This is a genomic window from Ornithinibacillus sp. 4-3 (assembly GCF_040958695.1).
Taxonomy (GTDB): Bacteria; Bacillota; Bacilli; order Bacillales; family Amphibacillaceae; genus CALAMD01.
On record NZ_CP162599.1, the window covers coordinates 281,087 to 301,271 of the forward strand.

Below are 20,185 nucleotides of genomic sequence, written 5' to 3' on the forward strand. Positions count from 1 at the left end.
TTCATGAATGAGAAGGGCAAAAGAATGATTGAATCTATAGAAGAAGAGATTAAATATATCCCCTCATTTAATCCAATGCCATATCCAGATGAAGTATTTATCACATTACAGTTACCATTAGAAAAAATTTTCTTTGATGTCAATTTGGAAGGAGGTGAACAATAATGCCACGTGAGCTTATTAATGCAAGTATCACCCATGTTTCTTATGTAGATAAAGGAGCTAACCAGAAACAATTCTTTTTCACTAAATCAGATAAAAAACCAAACATCCAAAAGGAAGTAAAGCTATTTATCAATAAAGATGAAGAAGAACAGCAGTTAGTTTACGGAGTTGTTTATGAGCCTGATGTTGAGGACAGCCATGGAGATGTTATGACAGCAAAAGAAATTGAAAAAGCAGCTCATGGTTTTGTCAAAGATGCTCGCAACATAGATACACAGCATGATTTTCAAGCTGGTGTTGGTGAAGTAGTAGAATCCTATATTGCTCCAATAGATTTTGAGTTAGGAGAACAGACTATTACAAAAGGATCGTGGGTTTTGGTAACGAAGGCGAGCGATGAGATATGGGAATCTATTAAAAAGGGTGATATCACCGGTTACAGCATGGCTGGTACTGCTGAAACAATAGAAAAAGAGAATAGCGCGGAAGAAGAAAAGCCTGTTTCCAAGTCAGAAGATGATGAGGAAGTTAAAGGCTTTTTTAATTTGGTTAAAAACTTCTTTACAAAAGGCGAAGTGCGGGATCGCTATGAACAAAACCAAAAGAGGCGTAACGTTTGGGCAGCATGGGATGGACTGGAAAGTGTATTCTACGATGCAATTTGGGACAATCGCACTGTCGATGTTGCTGATTTTGATAAATTAGAGTCTGCAGCAAGTGACTTTCTTGAACTCGTTCGAGAAATTAGGGGAGACGAAGATATCCAAAAAGCACTAGAAAATAAACCAGAAACAATAGGAAAGGGTGAAGCAGACATGAAAAAAGAAGAAATTGAGAAGTTGCTTGACGATAAGTTAGCGCCAATCAATGAGCAACTAGAGAAGTTTGAAAAAGAGGACAATGTTGAGGACGAAGTAGAAGAATTAGAGGAATCTGATGTGATTAAGCAATTTGCTACAGTGCTTGATGAAAAGTTATCACCAATCAACAAACGTTTGGAGACTGTTGAAAAAGCAAGAGGTATCTCAAAACAGGCTGATGTTGATGAAGAAGAAGGAAAAGAAATCGAGAAAGGTCACTACCTTAAAGGGTTTCTTTAATCATAATAGGGAGGTAAGGAAATGATGAAAAATCAACAAATCATGAAAGATACTATTACAACAGGAAGTATGACTTCGGGATTACTCAATCCTGAGCAGTCGAAAAGATTTATCCGTCAAACGTTTGAGAACACAGCATTGGGTGGATTAATCCGTACCGAAATGCGTAGAGCAAAAACAGGAGAAATCGATAAAATTGGGATTGATTCTCGAATCCTAAGAGCAAAAACAGAAAACACTGATGATGGTTACCGTGCTAAAGTAAAGCCAAGTGCGGTTGAATATGCGACAACTGCAGTACGTTTACCTTGGGAAATCACAGAGGAAACATTGCGTGAAAACATCGAAGGTGAAAGCTATGAGGAAACAATTGAAACATTAATGACTACACAACTAGGTCTAGACTTAGAGGACTTATACATTAATGGGGATGTAGATACACCAGAAGATGATGAGGATTACAACTTTTTGAAGTTGAATGATGGCTGGTTAAAGCAACTAAAAACAGGTTCACATGTTGAGGACAGAACAGACAAGAACGCAGGGGCATTAAGCCTTGACGTTTGGTACGACGCTTTAAAACAAATGCCAAACAAGTTCAACAATGGAACTTTACGTTGGTTGGTTGCACCATCTTTATTACAAGATTGGGAAAAGTATTTATTAGACCTTTCTATTAAAAATGGTGGCGGTCTGTCTGATTCTATGATGAAGGCACCGGCGAGTATTCCTGCGTTACCAGTTCCAAGTGTTCCACATGGAAAAATCATTTTAACAAATCCGAAAAACCTTATTGTTGTGAACTCTTATAGTGTTAAAATCCGTAAGACAACAGAAGGTAAAGAAGCAATTATGAAAGACAAGCGCTTCTATGTTACACATCTTGATTTTGACCCAATCATCGAAGAAAAAGACGCGGCAGTTTTAATTGAAGGGATACAGTAATATGCCAAATGGACAAACAATTGATGTGTCAGGGCATTACAAGATTAATTCGGAGGTGATTAGATGTCTATCAAATTAAAGCTAGTTAAAACGTTATCCTATAGCGGTATTGTGTCTGCTAATCACAAGCAACCTTATGTAACAGTTGAGGATCAAATGATAGCAATGAAGGCCGTATCAACAGGATATTTTGAAATTGTGAAAGAACCAGTGTCAGATGAATCTACAGGGCAAGTTGATAACAAAGAAGAACCAGAAACACCGAAGCACACTAAATCATCTATCAAGAAATTATCTGCAGATGAGCAACGTGCTTTGATTGAAGAACTTGGTGGGGATCCAGATAAGACCAACAATGAAGAAGAGCGTATTGAACTTATTTTAGCATCACAAGGGGAGTGATTATCGTGGCTATCACACCAAAGGATTTAAAAGATTACACTACATTCAAATCCGTTAAAAAACGGCCTGATGCACAGCTAGAAATGGACATCTTAGAAGCTAAGTCTTATATCAATAGTAAAATTGAAATCCCTTTAGATGATTATGATGAGCTACCTACTGAGCTAAAACTTGCTTGGTTGAAGGTAGCTCAATTTTATGCCCTGATTAATGGGGATGAATCAATGGCTAAAGGATATAAGTCAGAAAGAATGGGTGACTACTCCTATACCTTATCTGATGGTAGTAGCATGACCATGCCCGATATTTCTAGTTTAATAGACAAATTTCTCCCTGATGAAGAAAGAAGTGGATTTTTTATGAGGATTAGAGCGCTATGAGTTACGATAATTTATTAACTGATACGTGTGATATCTATCATTTGAAGTCTAGGGAATCAGGTGATAAGTGGGGTATTCCATCTAAGGATACACAGCAGGAACATTACTATAGCGATACACCAGATATAGAGGAAGAACCCTGTTATTTTGTCGAAAAGTCACAGAGCATAACACAGGGAGAACCAAACAATGAGATTTTCCAAACATTTCTGGTTCATTTTTCCATAGATACGGATATTCTTCTAAATGACAAAGTTATCTGGGATGGAATTACTCTGACAGCGCAAAAGCCACGTAAGATTAAAGATCATCATATCGAGGTCAACCTAGTAAGGAGAGTCAGCTTATGAAAATGGAAATTGATGGATTGGACAATCTCATTAATAATCTTGACCAAGCAATTAATGGTGGTTTCAAAGAACAGCTAGGTTTATGGCTTGAAGCGATGGGCATGGAATTCTTGGACCTTATCCAAGATGAGATTATCCGTACAAAAACCGTAGATACTAGAGCTCTTTTGAACTCATTTCAAAAGGGTGACCGTGAGAATATGTGGTCCATATCATCTGGTGGTTTAACCCTAGATATTGGGACAAATTTACATTATGCCTCCTTCGTAAATGATGGCCACTTTATCATTGATCCAAGCAAAGGTCTTGACCGTCGCTGGGTACCAGGGTATTGGCAAGGAGATCGTTTTGTCTATTCTCCAGGTCATGATGGAGGAATGTTACTAAAACAACAATGGATTGATGGTACAGGCTACTGGGATAATGCTTTAGCAATCTTTGACAGGATGTTTGAAAAAGCATTGGATCGTAAGTTACAAGAGTGGCTTGATTCTTTGTTTTAAGAAGGTGGTGTTGCTAATTTGAATCAAGAAATAGGTTCTATTATGGCGTATATGTATAGTTTATTCCCAGTGCAGATATACGATAAAGAATTACCGCAAGAATTTGAGGTACCGTCTATGTATTTTCCCTTGCCAACATCTTTTGGAAGCAATGACACAAATCAAACGTATCTTAAGAGCTACACATTAAATATCAAAGTGTTTCATGATGATACAAATCAAGCCTATTATCAGGCAGAGAAGCTTGCTGATACGATTGCAAGTAACCGAGAGGTAATACCTATGGTGGATGTGGACGGAGCTGAAACAGGGGATTTTATAAGATTTAACAGGATAGAAACTAGAGACGGTAGTAATGGAGCGGCAATGCTTATCCTTAATTGGGATAGTCGCTACTATTATCATCGAGATGATGTACCAGCAATTGAATATGTTGATATTACAAGTGGGGTGAAATAATTGAGCAATGCAAAAACGAATAAAAAAGTTATGGAATCTGAAAAAACTACTGTTACTGCAACTAAGACTATTAAAAAGGAAACAGAGTTTCCCTTGAATGAGTTAAAAAAGCACAGTCGAGAAATTTTTGGTGTAAAACCAGAAGTTCTCGATGGTGCTTTTTTTAATTTCAAAAATAAAAAGATGACTAAGAAACAAGCTGATAGCTTGATTCAAGCCTATCTTAAGAAGGAGGTAAAGTAATATGAATGGTGGAACTTTCACACCGGGTGTAGAAAAACCACGTGCTGGAATCTATTTTAATTTTCAAGTGAAAGCTAATGATAGAATTACCACTGGTGATCGTGGACGAGCTGCTCTTCCACTTGTTTTAGGTTGGGGTAAGTCAAAAGAAATGATTGAAATCAGTGGTGAAAATGATGCTAGAAATCGTTTAGGAGTTGATATTTCAGACCCTTCAATGGCATTGTTACGTGAAGCAAAGAAGCGTAGTGCAACTGTGCTTGTATATCGTATCAATGAAGGAGAGAAGGCAGCTGCTACATTGGGTGATTCTCAAACAGTAACTGCTGTTTATGGTGGTATCAAAGGTAATGACATTCACATTACAGTTAGTACAAACGTGCTTGAAGATACTAAAAAAGATGTAAAAACATTTTTCGGACTTCGAGAGGTAGACAAGCAGATTGTTTCTGCCTTTGAAGAATTGCAATCTAACGATTTTGTTGTATTTGAAGGTGCTGGGGACTTAGAAGATACTGCTGGGACAAATCTAACAGGTGGTTCCAACGGTACTACCACAAATGAAGATTATATTGATTTTATTGGAGCAGCAGAATCAGAGTACTTTGATACTATTGGATTCCCTGTTGATGATGAAGCTCTTAAGGTTACTTTTGCATCATTTATTCATCGTTTACGAGATGAACAAGGTAGTAAAGTTCAAGGAGTTTTGCCAGATTATCCAGGTAACTATGAAGGAATCATTAATGTTACTAATTCTGTTGTATTATCAAGCGGAGCTTTAACTATCCCTGAATCAGTGGCATGGGTTACAGGTGCTAGTGCTGGAGCTACATTACAACAGTCTCTCACTTTTATGGAGTATGAAGGAGCAATTGATGTTAATCCAAGGTTTGATAATGATGAGATTGTACAACGTCTTCAAAGAGGAGAGTTCCTGTTCACCTTTAACGCTCGAGACAAGAGTGTAACAGTTGAGCAAGATATTAACTCGCTTGGAGGCACTAATAAGTTACGAAAAAACAAGATTGTACGTATCTTAGATGCAATCCAAAATGACATTACTCGTAGCTTAAAAGAAACTATAAAAAACAGAAAAAATACAGGTCAAGATATTCCTGCGAATGCAGATGGTGTACAGATAGTGCAAACAGCGATAACAGTTTATTTGAATGAACTTCAAGTAAATAATATCCTGCAGAACTTTGACCCAAGTGAAGATATTACTGTTCATTTAACATCTGCAGGAGATGGAATTGCAGCACAAATTGGTGTACAACCTGTTGATAGTGCTGAGAAGTTTTACTTCACTGTCGTAGCCGAATAATCAATTACTGCTAAAGAGATCCTTAGGGGTCTCTTTTTTCTATACAAAAAAAGGAGTGAAAATACATGGCATTACGATCTAGAGATGTAATAAGCGGAAAAGAAGGACGTTTATTTTTAGATGGAGAAGAGATGGCTCACATCAAAACTTTTGAAGCCACTGTAGAAAAAAATAAAGAAGAAGTACCGATTATGGGCCGTCGTATGATGGGTCATAAAACTAATGGAGGAAGTGGATCAGGCACAATGACTTTTCATAAAGTCACCTCTCAGTTTGTAAAGATCATGCATGGATACGTTAAAACTGGTATTGATCCATATTTTACAGTGCAGTCTGTGCTAGATGATAAAACATCAGGACGAGGCACAGAACGTGTGTCATTATTTGATGTTAACTTTGATAGTGCAAAAATTGCTGGATTAGATGTTGAGTCAGCAGCACTTGAGGAAGAAGTTCCATTTACATTTGAAGATTTCGATATCCCAGAAGAATTGAAATCAGATTTCAATTAATTAAGAGAGCGATTAGCGTCGCTCTTTTTCCAATTTATTAAACCAAGAGGAGAGATTTAAATGACTGAAAACCATGAAAATACATTTGAAAATCAAGAAGAAAACAAGGTTGTAGCAAACGATATTACTTTTTTTATGCCGGGGAATTTTGAAGAGGCAGAAGTTGTAGAATCTCCGATTTCTAAGAGATTTAAAGATAATGAAGGAAAAATTATTCCATTTCGTTTCAAACCACTTTCTACAGAACGAGTTGATGAAATCGAAGAATTAAACCAAAAAACAGTTAGACAGAAAGGCAAAATTCTTGGGAGAGAAACAGATTTTGCACGCTTCATTGCTCATGTAGCAGTTGAAACTACTATTTACCCTAATTTTAAAGATGAAAAATTCCGTCAGGCATATGGAACGCAAGATCCTATTGAAATTGCTAAAAAAGTGCTAAATGTAGCTGGAGAATATAGTAATTGGATTGCAAAAATTAGTGAAGTAAATGGGTTTGATGATACTATCGACGAGCTTGAGGAAGCAGCAAAAAACTAATAAGAGAAGGAAATAAAGATGCTGTGTATTTGCATTATGCATTGCATGAGCTTCATTATTCACCTTCCGAATTGCTTGAACTGTACAAATCATCAAGAAGATTAAAAGCATTTATTTATGGCTCCATCGACCTTCTTTTAGAAGAAAGAGCGAAAGATGCCAAGAAAAAATGATAGAAGCACACGGAAGAAAGGGGGGAATAACTCATGGCCAAACTGACGGCAAGATTTGACTTGCAAGATCGTATCACTAAAAAATTAAAAGCTATAAATGATAATGCCAAAAAGCTAGAAAAATCTAGATCTCAGCTTAATAAACCTATCACTTTAAAAGTGCGAGATCAGGCAACTAAAAACTTAACAAAAATTCATAGATTTGTTCTTAAAGAGATAGCAAAGAAACATACAATGCTTGTTACATTAAGAGATCAAGCGACTAAACCTTTAAATAAACTTAATACATTTTTGAAGCGGAAAATGCCGAGGACTCACGATTTAATAGTAAAGGCACAAGATAGAACGAAAACAGTTCTTGAAAAAATACGAAAATATTTAGGAAAAAATATATTAGGTATCCACATGCTCGAAGTAGTGGCACGTGATAAAGCAATGCCTACTTTGCATAAAATAGCTAATTATGCAAAGAGAGCTTTGTCTAAGGGTTATAACTTCTCTGTCCGAGCTATCGACATAGCTACTAAAACAGTCGGTCGAATAGCTTCATTTGCACGAACATCCATACCCAAGTATCGTGACTTTTCCATAAGAGCTTTCGATAAAACTGCAAGAATAATTGGATCAGTTAAAAGAGCCTTGTTTTCTATTCCTACCGTAATCACTGTAACATTGGCTGCAGTAGGAGTCAGTAAATTAAAAGATGCTACCCTTGGTGCTTCAATGAACTTTGAAGGATACCGTACATCGATGGAACATTGGCTTGGAGGTAATACAAAACAAGCTGATGAATTGGTTACATGGATGGGTCAGTTTGCAGATAAAACACCATTTAGCTCGCCTGATTTATTCCCAGCCTTAGCAAGAGGTGTTGGATTAGCAGGAGGAAATGTTTCAGAAGCTCAAAAATTACTAACGATTGCAACGAATATGGCATCATTGACACCTGGTCGGACTGTAGAAGACGCCATGGAAGCACTTGGTGGTGCTCAAATGGGCGAATTTGAAATGCTCAAGGGTTATAACATTAAAATGAGCAAAGATAAATATGACAGTATAGGTGGATGGGATGGATTAGTTAAAGAAATAGACAGCAAATTTGAAGGTGGTGCTGAAAAGCTCTCCGCAACATCAGCTGGTATTCTTGCAACTTTAGCTGGATATCGTGGTTCTATTTTTCGTTCATTAGGTGATGGTCTTTTAGAGCCAATGAAACCTAGATTAAATGCAATTAGTGATTGGTTAGATAATAACCAAGAAACATGGGGCAAATGGAAGAAAACAGTACAGAAGGCAGGAGAAGATGCATCTGAATGGCTATTTTCCAAACTTGAAAATGCTTTCTCTCATATCCGCATTAATTATCTAGAAAATGATGACTTTAAAAAGCTGGATTTTGAAGGCAAGGTCAAATTTATCATGGATGACCTAAGTGTTTGGTGGGATAAAACTGGAAAACCGCTACTTCTTGATATATCAAAGAGTGTTGGAAAAGCTGTGTTCGATGGTGTTGTCTGGGGTATATCAGAAGGATTTAAAGGGTTAGGTAGTATGTGGGCCGATGCATTTAAGGATCCTAGTGTAGGAGGATTTACAAGTGCTGGGTTAGCTACTGCTGTTGCTGGTTCCATTCTTTCTTTAGTTTTAGGTCCATTATTTAGAGGAATAAGCGGTATATTTAAGGCTGGAAAATGGTTTTGGGATCAAGGTAAGAAGGTTGGTGGATTATTTAGTAAAGGCACTCGAAAAACACCACCAGTTGTAACTCCAGTACCTAAAGGCAAAGGCGGTAATATACCAAAAGGTGGTCCTATAGGAAAGAGAGGTAAGCCTGTTTATACACAGCCTTGGTTTGGTAAAGGAAATAAAGTTGACTTACCAAATGCTAATGATTTTAAAAATGTATCTAAACTAGGTGGCTTAGGAAAGGTTTTAGGAAAACTAAAAATACCTGTTATTGGTACAACGCTAGGTACACTATCCTTATTTGGTGCTGATAAAGGAGAGATACCAGGTATCCTTGGAGGTATGAGTGGAGGTATCGGTGGATCATCTCTAGGAGCAACAATAGGTACTGCTATAATGCCTGGTATTGGTACACTTATAGGTGGTTTATTAGGTGGCGTATTTGGATCGTTTGGTGGTGAAGCAATCACTACTTGGGTAGCTGATAACTGGTCGAACATTACAACATTTGTATCAGATGCAGGTACTTTCATCAAAGATGGATTTAGCAAAACTACTGAACTTATATCAGATACTATTTTTAATGGGTCATGGTGGTCCGATAAATGGCAAGATATTAAAAAGAAAACAGAAGGTACTGTGTTTGACGGTGCTTGGTGGACTGGCAAATGGGACAAAATTAAGGAGAAAACAGAAGGTACAATATTTGATGGATCATGGTGGAGTAGTAAGTGGGACGATACCAAAAATTGGGCATCAGAAAAATGGAGTAATGCTACCGATTTATGGAATAAAACAAAAGAAACCATAGGAAATACTTTATTTAGCGGAGACTGGTGGTCCAAAAAATGGAACAATGTAAAAGACTTTGCAACTTCTACTTTTTTAAGTGCCAGTTGGTGGGCTGAACAAGCTGGGTTTGTTTGGGGTTACCTTGAAGGTACAATATTTAGTGGAGAATGGTGGTCTGGTCATTGGGATAAAGTCAAGGAGCTTACCGAAGGAACTATTTTTGATGGAGCTTGGTGGAGTGAAAAATGGACTGCTGTAACTGACTGGGCTTCTGAAAAATGGGAAGGCGCTCAAGCAATATGGGATTCTATCACTACAAAAATTGGAGAAACTGTTTTTAACGGCGAGTGGTGGAGAGGTCACTGGGATTCTGTAAAAGCTTGGGGTCAGGAAAAATGGGACTCCGCCCAAGAAGTTTGGGATTCCGTTAAGGAAAGAATGAAAAATACCATCTTCAACGGCGAGTGGTGGCTAGGACATTGGGATTCTGTAAAAGCATGGGCTCAAAAGAAGTGGGACTCTGCACAGGAAATCTGGGATTCAGTCACTACTAAGATTAATGAAACTATCTTCAATGGTGAGTGGTGGAAAGGTCACTGGGACTCCGTAAAAGGTTGGGCACAATCCAAATGGGACGAGGCTCAGGTAATATGGGACTCAATTAAGGAAAAATGGGAAAAATCCATCTTTCATAAAGATTATTGGATAAAGAAATGGGATGACGTAACTGCTTGGACCGCTGACAAGTGGGACAAAGCCAAGGAAATTTGGGAAAATGTAAAAGAAGGTTTAGGCAACACACTATTCAGTAAGGATTGGTGGGTTGATGGTTGGAATGATGTAGTAGGCTGGACTCAGAAAACACTAGGTAAAGTAGGTGACTGGGTTGGCGGTCTAATTGATGGTGTTAAAGAAAGTTTTGCAACTGGTAGAGAAAAAGGAAAAAAGGCAGCTAAAGGAGAATCTAAACCATCTCCAAAACCGACAAGTAGTGGAATCGGAGTTGGAGCTATTTCAGGAATTTCACCTTCTAAACAATATGCTAATGGAGGTATGATTAATCGTCCACATCTTGGATTAGTCGATGAAGCAGGACCTGAGATGATTATTCCTCTATCCGAAAGTCGTAGAAATAGAGCAATGGATCTCTATAACCAAACTGGAAAAATGTTAGGTGTTCGTCCTTATGCGGATGGCGGAAAAGTTGGAGGTTCTGTTGTTACTCCTAAAGCTCAAACTTTAGAAGCGTCCGTTAATATTGGCTCGTTATCTGTTCGAAGTGTGAATAAAGAAGCTAAATTATATGGAGAAGCATTTACTGGTTCAGTTGCTAAAGGTATTAACAACAACATAATATCCTTGAACAATTGGAAGAAAAACAACATCGAAAATCCAATGCAAGGTGTTATTCAAGAAGCAGTAGGTTTCGGATCTAGTACTGTTACCTCTTTTAGTCGTGGACAAAATACAACACCTACCAAAACTAATGCATACCTGGATAAACAAGTGAGAAATCCGTTTAAAGTTATTGAAGGTGGAGCTTCAGCTCATGGGTCTAGTACAATATCCAAATTCCGTGCTGGTCAAAACGCAACACAGACTGGAACAAGACTATATTTAGTATCTAATGTGCATACTCCATTCGAGGAAACGAAAGCAAAAGGATCTGGATGGGGTTCTGGTGCAATCGGTGAATTTGTTGCTGGAATGAAGTCGAAAGCAGTTGATGTAGAAAAAACAGCTAGTATACTAGCTGAATCAGTAGAACAAGCATTTCGGAGAAAGTTAGGTATTCATTCCCCATCAAGAGTTTTATATGGACTAGGGGTCGATTCAAACCAAGGTTTTGTTAATGGATTGGGTGCAATTGATCTTGAGAAATTTGCAAATAAGCAAGTAAGTGGATTAATTGGTGTGTATGCTAGTCAAGCTCCTAATTTTGGCTCAGCGTTTACCATGTCAAGTGGATTTGGTCCACGTAAGAGCCCTGGTGGTATTGGTTCGACGAATCACAAAGGTGTAGATTTTGCTGCTTCTATGGGTACACCAATACCTGCACAAGCACCAGGAATGGTATCGTTTGCAGGGTGGCAAGGTGGATACGGTAATATAGTAAGAATTACTGGCATTGATGGTATGGAATACCTGTATGCGCATAATTCGAAAAATCTTGTTACTAGAGGAGATATTGTATCAAAAGGACAAATCATAGGATTAGTCGGAAGCACAGGAAATAGCACTGGTCCTCATGTCCATTATGAAACACGAAGAAATGGCCAAGCTATTAATCCTATGGCGATGGCTGGATTATTTAATACTTCGAAGGTGAAAGGCTATTGGACCGGAACAAGAGGACCATTGCGTAGTGGCCAAACTGCTTGGGTGGGTGAACGTGGTCCAGAACTGATTAACTTACCTAGAGGGTCTGAAGTTCTTTCAAATCGTGAAAGTAAACGTGTCTCATCTGATCACGTTGCAGCTGCTACAGGAGTGTCTAGAGGAAGGTCTTCTTCAGTGAAAAAAAGGGATATTGTTATCCAGTTTAATGGAGATAACAACTTATACAATGATCAAGATACAGACAATTTTGTAGGTAAAGTGAAGAAAGCAGTTGAGGAAATATTAACTGATGAGTACAACGAGGGAGGGGAACTGGTCATTAATGAGTAAAAGTGTATATGAAATTTGGTTATCTACAGCCGACAATAAGGAAAGACTGCGCTTGCCAGTTCTTCCTTCGTCGGTTTCTTTGTCTATTGGAAATAAAAATGAATCGGTTGATATTTCTAATTTAGGTGAAATTACTATTATTCAGGATCCAGCACCTAAAACGATTCAGTTTTCATCATTTTTCCCTGCACACAAAACACCATTAGTGGAATACAACAATTTTCCAAAACCATGGGATGCTGTGCATAAATTAGAAAAGTGGCAGAAAGATAAAAAACCGCTTCGTATTGTTGTGACTAAAACTAAAATAAATATACCAGTATCTATTGAAAGTTTTGATTACAATGAAACTGCTGGTGCGGTTGGTGATATCTCTTATGATTTATCATTAAAAGAATTTAAGTTTATTTCTATTAGAAAAATAAAAGTAAAAGTTCAGAAGCCTAAAAAGCCAAAGCCTAAACGACCTAATCCTAAACCAAAACCACGAACACATACAGTTAAGCGTGGAGACACGTTGTGGGATTTAGCAAGAAAATACTATGGAAACAGTCTAGAATGGCGAAAAATATGGAATGCCAATAAGGATATGATGGTTAAACGGGATAAAAGGAATCTAAAGCAGCCAGGTCATTGGATATTTCCAGGACAGAAGTTGAAGATACCATGATTGAATTATACCTAGTAAAACCTAATGAAATGATTGAAATTCCTACTGAATCTATTACATGGACTGGTCAGCGATACAAGGCAGCTAGAAAAATCATGGCTAATGTTCTATATACTGACAAAGGCGGTTTACAATACACGAAAGTGGAGGAAGGCAACACCGTTCTTTTTAAATGGAAAGGTAAAGAATTGTTCCGTGGAACTGTGTTTAGTAAGAATAAATCAAAAAGTGGTCTACTTAACCTTGTTGCCTATGACATGCTCCACTTTTTGCTTGTAAACAAGGATGTCTATGTATTTAATAAGCGACGTGCTGATCAGATCATTACTCGTATTTGTCGAGATTTTCAGATTCCATATGCTTCAATCGCTAATACTGGTACTGTATTAAACGAAATTCACACAAATGAAATGACATTATATGACATGGCTCTCAGTGCAATAATAAACACTGAAAAGCAGAGTGGGATAAGATATAACCTTCTTTCAGAAAAAGGAAAATTAATACTAGAAGAACAAAAGATACCTAGTGATCAATGGGTATTGGAAACAGGTGTTAATTTAATAGATTACAACTATTCCACATCGATTGAAGAAACGGCAACACAAGTTAAATTAGTCAGTGGAGATGAGAAAACCCCTATATCGGTTACAGTGACTGATAGTGATGGTCAAAAGAAATTTGGTGTATTACAGCATTTTGAGAAAGTGACTGATCAATTAAATAGAGCGCAGATGACAAGCAGGGCAAATACATTACTAAATCAAAAGAAGGGTATCCAAAAAGAGTTAGATACTACTTCCTTGGGAATCCCTGAGATTATCAGCGGGAAGCCTATCTATGTTATTGAAAATGAAATAGGTGTCAAAGGCACTCATTATGTTGACGAGGATACCCATACTTTCAAAGGGGAACATCACGAAATGCAATTGAAATTGATAACTCGAAATACAAGGGCGGTATTGTAATGGCTAGTTTAGGACAATTAATAAAAAAAATGGCAAAAGAATCTATGGAAGCGGGAAAACCATTGCAACTTGTTGAAGGTGTGATTCAATCTACATCTCCTATCACATTAAAACTGAAACAAAATGAAAAGCTGATTATTCCCAGCGATTTTATTCTTGTAGCACATCATTTAAAAAGCCATACAAGAGTAGCAACAATATCAACTTCCAGTGTTGGCGAAACAATGACAGAGGCAGGGGATCCAAATCATACACATAACATTCAATCGATAACATTGAACAATGCCCACATACAATTTGCAAGTGCATTACAAACAGGTGATAAAGTAATGGTTGCTGTCATTCAAGGCGGGCAATCATTTTTTATTATCGATAAATTTTAGATGGTGAGGTGGAAAAATGCTGTCACCAGAAATTGAGATAGAAGATTTTGATAGTGATGAATTGGAAGAAGAAACATCCAGAACATATCGAATTGATTGGGAAAAAGGGATCATCACCAATGAGTTGATATCTGGACAAGAAGCCATATTGCAATACATTTATATTTCCTTAAGAACACCAAGGTTCGCTCATTCTATTTATTCAGATGAAACTGGGTCTGAATTGGATGAACTTCTATCAGATAAAGAAGTTTCTCCTGATTTCATAGAAATGGAGATTCCAAGGATAATTGAAGAGGCTCTTATTTTTGACGAACGTATAGATAGTGTTTCGGATTTTGAATTGAAGAGAATCGATGATGAATTGCATGTTAAGTTTACTGTTACCTCCATTGAAGGAGAATTGAACATAGAGGAGGTGCTTTAATTTGGATGAAGAACAAAGTTATGAAGCTATATTAGAACGTATGCTTGAGAGAGTACCTGCAGACATCGATAAACGTGAGAATAGTGTAATATGGAATGCTTTAGCTCCAGAAGCAGCTGAATTGGCTATGGTCTATATTTGGATAAGGCAGATACTGAATTTAATATATGCAGATACAGCTGAAGGTGAATACCTAGAACGGCGAACTGCTGAATTCGGTACCAATCGTAAAAGAGCAACAGTAGCCATTAGAAGAGGATTATTTTTCGGAGAAGAGGAGATACCATTCGACATTCCTATAGGAAGTCGTTTTTTTATTGATAATTTATATTATGTGGCTACAGAAAGGTTATCATCTGGCCAATATACTCTTGCTTGTGAATCCCTAGGAGAACAAGGAAATAATCCCAGTGGTGAACTTTTATCATTAAATACTATTCCAGGTCTAGAGAAAGCTATCATGACTGATATCATTGCTGCTGGCGAGGAAGAAGAAGCAGATGAATCTTTAAGAACACGCCATTATCAAATGGTTAATGAACCAGCATTTGGTGGTAACAAATCTGATTACCGTCATAAAATCAACGCTATTAACGGTGTGGGAGGAACAAAGGTTATACCAACATGGAATGGTGGTGGAACTGTTAAATGTGTGTTGATTGGGGCTAATTTTTTAAAACCTGACCCAACGCTCATATCATCAATCCAAGAAATAATAGACCCTGAAGGTAATCAAGGGCAAGGTATTGGTGTTGCTCCTATTGGTCATGTTGTAACCATAGAGGCGGTTGAAGAAGCTCCGATTGAAATTGAAACTTCTCTAACTTTAGAAAGTGGTGTATCTATTCGGAGTGTAGAAGATAACATCAAAGAAGTATGTGAGCAATATATGCATGATCTGCGGATAACATGGCAGGATCGGGATGAGTTAGATTTAGTAGTAAGAATTAGTCAAATCGAGTCCCGAATACTAAATGTATCGGGTGTTTTGGATGTGGCTAATACACTATTAAATGGACAAGGATCTAATATTGAAGTTAGCTCAGATAATATTCCTATTTTAGAAGGAGTGATATTGAGTGAATCGACTTCTTGAGAGACTACCTATTTTTCTTCATAATCTTAGAGAATTTAAAGTTTCAACTGAGATAGGATCAAAAGAGTTTGATCAGTTAGAAGCGAAAATTAATCAAATACTTGATGATCAATTTATTGAAACATCTTCACTTGAAGCAATTGAACGTCGAGAAAATATGCTCAAAATCATTGCTGATCCATCAACAGAATCTTTAGAGAATAGACGGATAAGGGTACTAAATCGATATCAAACAAAGCCACCATTTACTAAACGATATCTGCAGCAGCAATTAGATACGTTGCTTGGTATAGCCAGATCAAATGTAACAATAAACCCAGAAGCATTCATCTTAACTGTAACTACTAGTATAGATGATGCTTTTTTATTCAAAGAAATGGAGTACACCATAAATACCGTCAAACCTGCAAATATGCTCTATCAGCAAGAAACATCGCTTAGGGATAAGATCATCATAAAAGAGTCAGCCAAGAAACAGGTGCTTACTCGTAATACAAGGCTAGGTACGACATGGAAGCTTGGAAGAACACCGTGGGCTGATAGAGGAGAAGAGGTGGTCATATTTGATTAACCATTCATTTATAAATGATGTGGCAAATTATATTGAACAACGGATATCATCTGTTCGTCTAAACAATTCTTATATTATCGATCAATTTGTTGTTAAAGAATCTCAAAATTGTTGTGTGGCCATGGAGATATTAGTTCCGTATGGCAGTGTAGATACAATTAATGTAATTGATTTGTTGGACGAAAACGGTGAGGTCATAAGTACAAACGATGTAGTAGTACCAATCACATCAGATACGGTAATATTACACGTATTTGAAGTAGAGGAGGGATAACGTGAGCTTCGAAAAGAAAGAATGGAGTTTTGATGATACACCAACTGAAGAAGATGCAAATCGTTGGGAAAAAGGGATTGATGATGCACATCAATTGGTTGAAGAACATAAGGAAGATAAAGATAATCCTCACGGAGTTACTTCTGAACAAGTAAACTTACTCAAAAATCTCCCTGAAGAAGATATTCCTTTAAGTGGATATCCATTAGGTCTTTCAACCTTTGAAAGAAGTCAGACTATATCAGGTGTAGCCTATACTTATACCTTTAATGTCACTAAAACATCAGATACAAATGGATTGATGGAAATCTTTACTTTAGATAGTGAAGGTGGCAAGCGTAGAGTATTATACAGATGGGATAATGATAACCATAGTTGGGATTTAGGCACTATGGTGTATGACCAAAAAAATAAACCAAGTAAATCTGACGTTGGCCTTGGAAATGTACAAAACTATTCAATAGCTTCACAAGCTCAAGCAGAGGCAGGGACTTCTAGTACTGTATATATGAGCCCACTTAGGACAAAGCAGGCAATTGAAGCATTAGCGACAAGTTCACTTATAACTTATATTAATACTATTCCTTTTGATGCTCCAGGCGATGAATATTCCCAAGGTATTACTTGTATGTATGCTGGGAATGGTTGGTCTACAGCATTATATAACGCTGTGGGAGCAGGAAATGTTATAAATATTGCAACTAATAATCAATATATTACTCAAATTTATTTACCTAAAAGTATAAACTCTTATAGTGATGCTCATGTTAGATATTTTGCATCTAGTCAAGAAGGAACATGGACAGAGTTTGAGCCAATTAATAAAGTCAAAAGTGTTAATGGAAAAACTGGGAATGTAACAATTAATAAACAAGATGTAGGTCTTGAAGGAGAAGGCGCAAAGAATGTGGTTTTAGGAGAGAACGCAGTTTCCTCAGCACAGGACACAGGGGTAGTGATAGGAACCGATGCCTCTACCAACAAGCGTCGCTCCATAGCGATTGGCTTTCGTGCCCAATCATTATCCGTGAATGGCGTTGCTATCGGTACTGATTCCGCTGTAGGGGATTCCTCTGTGTCGAATAGGGGAAGTGTAGCTATCGGATACAAGGCAACTTCTGATGGAGCTGGTGTTTCCCTCGGCACAAACGCATTCTCTCAGATGAATGATTCTCTTGCTCTCGGCACAGATGCGCGTGCAGAAGGAGTTGGCTCTGTAGCGATCGGTCGCCTCTCATCGACCTTGAACAACGCCGAAGGAGTACTAGGTACAGCGACAACCCCAGGAGTGAATAACTGGATTGTGCGGGGTAACCTCAATGTCAATGGCACTAAAAACTTTGAAATGCCACATCCTAAGCCAAGTAAAAGAGACACCCATGTAATAAGACATTCTGCAGTAGAATCTCCAACAGCAGGAGATAACTTATATCGCTATAAGGTTACAGCATCAACAGATAATGATATACAATACATTGACTTACCAGATTACTTTGTACACCTAAACAAAGATGTGCAGATATTTGTGACTGGTCAAGGACATTTTGGTAATGGATATGGCTTGCTTAATCGAGAGACAGAGCAATTAGAAATACATTGTCAATTACCAGGAGCATACAATGTACTTGCAATTGGTACTCGTAATGATGACCATCAATCTGTACAGGACTGGGATATTAAGGGTCTCGAGCGAGAGATAGGAGAATCATGGACAGGTGAAACGTATGTCTTTGAAGATAATGAAATCATATCAGATGAAGAAATTGTAGGAGGGTATTAAATGTCAAAAAATATTATTATAGAAAGAACAAGTATTCAATGGAAAAGTCCAGTTCCTGGAACACCCACTCGAAGAGTTCCAGATCATTATTATGGGCGTACTATCCATGCACTAGTAGACGGTGGAGAAAATGTTTATCGTTTAAAACCAGATGAAATTCCATTAGAAGCCACAGAAGAAGATATGATTAGTGTTATTGAACAACGGTTAATAGAGGAAGAACAAAATCAAGAAGAGCAACAAGAATGAGAGGAAAATGATCAGGAAAAAGAAGAACAAGCCGAATAGGCTTATTTTTTATGTCTAAAAACAGGAGGTAGAGATGCCTTATACACCAGAACAAAAATTATTAATGGATATACACGATAAAGTAGCACGTATCGATGAAAAGGTTGGACGATTAAGCGAAATTGAAAAAACAGCAGACGATGCATATCAAATTGCTAGAGATGCGAAAGCAAGTACTAGCTCAGCACATAAGCGACTAGATAAGGTAGACAAAACTATCTTTTGGGTTACGACAACCTTTATAGGAGCAATGATATTGGGCGTTGTTAATTTATTATTTGCAGGAGGTAATTGATATGAAACAAGCAATTACAAGGTTAGTAGTTTTAGTTATTTTACTAATTAACCAAGCACTTATTACGCTTGGTTGGAATCCACTACCATTTAGTGAAGAACAGGTTTATGAAGCTATATCCTCTGTGGCAATGGTAGTTGTAGCTATCTGGACTTGGTGGAAGAATAACAACGTTACGAAAAAAGCAATTCGTAATGATCAACATTTAAAAGATATGGGATTGAAATAAGAGTGGCTTAACAGCTACTCTTATTTAATTTATGGGAGGTAATTAAGCATGGTCAAAGTAATAGACAGACGTAAACAAGCTATGGGTGGTTATAGTAAACGATCAGTAGCTCAAATTAAAAATATAGCTGTACATTACAGCGCAACAACATCAGGTAATACATCAACGTTTGAGAAACATTGGAAAGGTGTACGAGGATGGCAAACAGGTGGTTATCATGAAGTAGTTTTACTAAACGGAGATGTCGAGCTTAACTATGACCCCACTGTTATTAGTAATGGCGTGTATGGTCATAATACAGAGACTTATAATATCTGTTATGTTGGTACATCTCAACCAAATGATAAACAGCTTAAATCACTACGTCAACGTGTTAAACGTGCTAAGAGTGCGTATGGTATTAAGGATAATAATATTAAAGGTCATCGAGAGTTTAGTGGTCAATCTACATCCTGCCCTAAAGTAAATGTGGCAGCAGCTATTGTAGGGGCATTGGGTAGTACGATTGTACAAGATACGATTAATAAGGTTAAACCTAAGCCTAAACCGAATGTAGATGGTTATACTGCACGCATCCAACGTTGGTTAAATGGTTATAGCTTTAATAATATTGCTGTAGATGATAAGTATGGACCATCAACACATAAAGCGCTTGTTAAAGTGTATCAGTATGAGTTAAACAAGCAATTTAATGCAAAATTAGTTGTTGATGGTATACCAGGAGCCAAAACAGATGCAGCTGCTGTTACAATCTGTAAGGGTGCTAAAGGTAACTTAACTTATGTATTACAGGCATTTCTATTTGTTAAAGGGTATCAATTAAGTGTAGACGGTATTTTTGGAGATATTACTACAGAGATGGTAGGAGCATTTCAGCGTAATAACAAATTAACTGTTGACGGTGTGTCAGGTAAGGATACTTTTAAAAAGTTGATTAGGAGATAAAAATAAGAGCGC

The 20,185-nt window shown here is 37.4% G+C and carries 25 protein-coding genes; all 25 read left to right on the forward strand.

Annotation, left to right across the window (positions count from 1 at the left end; translation table 11 throughout):
• The first annotated feature begins 3 nt into the window (after positions 1–3).
• The 25 genes from AB4Y30_RS01475 (at position 4) to AB4Y30_RS01595 (ending at position 20,173) form a co-directional block, all read left to right on the forward strand.
• Positions 4–165 carry a hypothetical protein gene (locus AB4Y30_RS01475; protein ID WP_368653759.1) on the forward strand — a complete coding sequence of 54 codons (162 nt, stop codon included), beginning with the start codon at positions 4–6 and terminating at the stop codon, positions 163–165.
• The gene (locus AB4Y30_RS01480) at positions 165–1,265 is read left to right on the forward strand and encodes an XkdF-like putative serine protease domain-containing protein (protein WP_368653760.1); all 1,101 of its coding nucleotides are present in this window, start codon (positions 165–167) and stop codon (positions 1,263–1,265) included. Before AB4Y30_RS01475 ends, AB4Y30_RS01480 begins: the two co-directional genes overlap by 1 nt.
• 24 nt (positions 1,266–1,289) lie before the next feature.
• On the forward strand, positions 1,290–2,210 hold the full coding sequence (locus tag AB4Y30_RS01485) for a major capsid protein (protein ID WP_368655142.1): 921 nt from the start codon (positions 1,290–1,292) through the stop codon (positions 2,208–2,210).
• Positions 2,211–2,273: 63 nt separating this feature from the next.
• A complete protein-coding gene (locus tag AB4Y30_RS01490) occupies positions 2,274–2,612 on the forward strand; it encodes a hypothetical protein (RefSeq protein ID WP_368653761.1) in 339 nt (112 codons plus the stop codon).
• 5 nt (positions 2,613–2,617) lie between these two features.
• Complete coding sequence (locus tag AB4Y30_RS01495; RefSeq protein ID WP_368653762.1) at positions 2,618–2,992, forward strand: DUF3199 family protein; 375 nt, start codon at positions 2,618–2,620, stop codon at positions 2,990–2,992.
• A complete protein-coding gene (locus AB4Y30_RS01500; protein WP_368653763.1) occupies positions 2,989–3,342 on the forward strand; it encodes a DUF3599 family protein in 354 nt (117 codons plus the stop codon). The genes AB4Y30_RS01495 and AB4Y30_RS01500 overlap by 4 nt, the downstream gene beginning before the upstream one ends.
• A gap of 2 nt (positions 3,343–3,344) precedes the next feature.
• Complete coding sequence (locus tag AB4Y30_RS01505; RefSeq protein WP_368655143.1) at positions 3,345–3,845, forward strand: HK97 gp10 family phage protein; 501 nt, start codon at positions 3,345–3,347, stop codon at positions 3,843–3,845.
• A gap of 18 nt (positions 3,846–3,863) precedes the next feature.
• Positions 3,864–4,304 (forward strand): DUF6838 family protein, encoded by a 441-nt coding sequence (locus AB4Y30_RS01510; protein WP_368653764.1) that lies wholly within the window; start codon positions 3,864–3,866, stop codon positions 4,302–4,304.
• Positions 4,305–4,547: a hypothetical protein gene (locus AB4Y30_RS01515; protein WP_368653765.1), complete on the forward strand. Its 243-nt coding sequence runs from the start codon at positions 4,305–4,307 to the stop codon at positions 4,545–4,547.
• A gap of 1 nt (position 4,548) precedes the next feature.
• Complete coding sequence (locus AB4Y30_RS01520) at positions 4,549–5,874, forward strand: phage tail sheath family protein (protein ID WP_368653766.1); 1,326 nt, start codon at positions 4,549–4,551, stop codon at positions 5,872–5,874.
• 65 nt (positions 5,875–5,939) lie between these two features.
• Complete coding sequence (locus tag AB4Y30_RS01525; protein WP_368653767.1) at positions 5,940–6,386, forward strand: phage tail tube protein; 447 nt, start codon at positions 5,940–5,942, stop codon at positions 6,384–6,386.
• Positions 6,387–6,446: 60 nt separating this feature from the next.
• The gene (locus AB4Y30_RS01530) at positions 6,447–6,926 is read left to right on the forward strand and encodes a phage portal protein (protein WP_368653768.1); all 480 of its coding nucleotides are present in this window, start codon (positions 6,447–6,449) and stop codon (positions 6,924–6,926) included.
• Between the two features lie 206 nt (positions 6,927–7,132).
• Complete coding sequence (locus AB4Y30_RS01535) at positions 7,133–12,247, forward strand: peptidoglycan DD-metalloendopeptidase family protein (protein ID WP_368653769.1); 5,115 nt, start codon at positions 7,133–7,135, stop codon at positions 12,245–12,247.
• Complete coding sequence (locus AB4Y30_RS01540) at positions 12,240–12,917, forward strand: LysM peptidoglycan-binding domain-containing protein (RefSeq protein ID WP_368653770.1); 678 nt, start codon at positions 12,240–12,242, stop codon at positions 12,915–12,917. Before AB4Y30_RS01535 ends, AB4Y30_RS01540 begins: the two co-directional genes overlap by 8 nt.
• Positions 12,881–13,885, forward strand: a complete 1,005-nt coding sequence (locus tag AB4Y30_RS01545) for a phage portal protein (RefSeq protein ID WP_368653771.1) — start codon at positions 12,881–12,883, stop codon at positions 13,883–13,885. The genes AB4Y30_RS01540 and AB4Y30_RS01545 overlap by 37 nt, the downstream gene beginning before the upstream one ends.
• Positions 13,885–14,268, forward strand: a complete 384-nt coding sequence (locus AB4Y30_RS01550; RefSeq protein WP_368653772.1) for a DUF2577 domain-containing protein — start codon at positions 13,885–13,887, stop codon at positions 14,266–14,268. Before AB4Y30_RS01545 ends, AB4Y30_RS01550 begins: the two co-directional genes overlap by 1 nt.
• 16 nt (positions 14,269–14,284) lie before the next feature.
• Positions 14,285–14,695, forward strand: a complete 411-nt coding sequence (locus AB4Y30_RS01555; protein WP_368653773.1) for a DUF2634 domain-containing protein — start codon at positions 14,285–14,287, stop codon at positions 14,693–14,695.
• 1 nt (position 14,696) lies between these two features.
• The gene (locus tag AB4Y30_RS01560; RefSeq protein WP_368653774.1) at positions 14,697–15,791 is read left to right on the forward strand and encodes a baseplate J/gp47 family protein; all 1,095 of its coding nucleotides are present in this window, start codon (positions 14,697–14,699) and stop codon (positions 15,789–15,791) included.
• Positions 15,775–16,362, forward strand: a complete 588-nt coding sequence (locus tag AB4Y30_RS01565) for a putative phage tail protein (protein ID WP_368653775.1) — start codon at positions 15,775–15,777, stop codon at positions 16,360–16,362. Before AB4Y30_RS01560 ends, AB4Y30_RS01565 begins: the two co-directional genes overlap by 17 nt.
• The gene (locus AB4Y30_RS01570) at positions 16,355–16,636 is read left to right on the forward strand and encodes a ketopantoate hydroxymethyltransferase (RefSeq protein WP_368653776.1); all 282 of its coding nucleotides are present in this window, start codon (positions 16,355–16,357) and stop codon (positions 16,634–16,636) included. Before AB4Y30_RS01565 ends, AB4Y30_RS01570 begins: the two co-directional genes overlap by 8 nt.
• 1 nt (position 16,637) lies before the next feature.
• Positions 16,638–18,416, forward strand: a complete 1,779-nt coding sequence (locus AB4Y30_RS01575) for a hypothetical protein (RefSeq protein ID WP_368653777.1) — start codon at positions 16,638–16,640, stop codon at positions 18,414–18,416.
• Positions 18,417–18,665: a hypothetical protein gene (locus AB4Y30_RS01580; RefSeq protein ID WP_368653778.1), complete on the forward strand. Its 249-nt coding sequence runs from the start codon at positions 18,417–18,419 to the stop codon at positions 18,663–18,665.
• 73 nt (positions 18,666–18,738) lie between these two features.
• Positions 18,739–18,999 carry a hemolysin XhlA family protein gene (locus tag AB4Y30_RS01585; protein WP_368653779.1) on the forward strand — a complete coding sequence of 87 codons (261 nt, stop codon included), beginning with the start codon at positions 18,739–18,741 and terminating at the stop codon, positions 18,997–18,999.
• Between the two features lies 1 nt (position 19,000).
• Positions 19,001–19,228, forward strand: coding sequence for a phage holin (locus AB4Y30_RS01590; RefSeq protein WP_368653780.1), 228 nt, complete (start codon positions 19,001–19,003; stop codon positions 19,226–19,228).
• A 48-nt stretch (positions 19,229–19,276) separates the two neighbouring features.
• Entirely contained in the window at positions 19,277–20,173 is an 897-nt protein-coding gene (locus AB4Y30_RS01595; RefSeq protein ID WP_368653781.1) for a peptidoglycan-binding protein, read from the forward strand.
• The last annotated feature ends 12 nt before the right edge of the window (positions 20,174–20,185 follow it).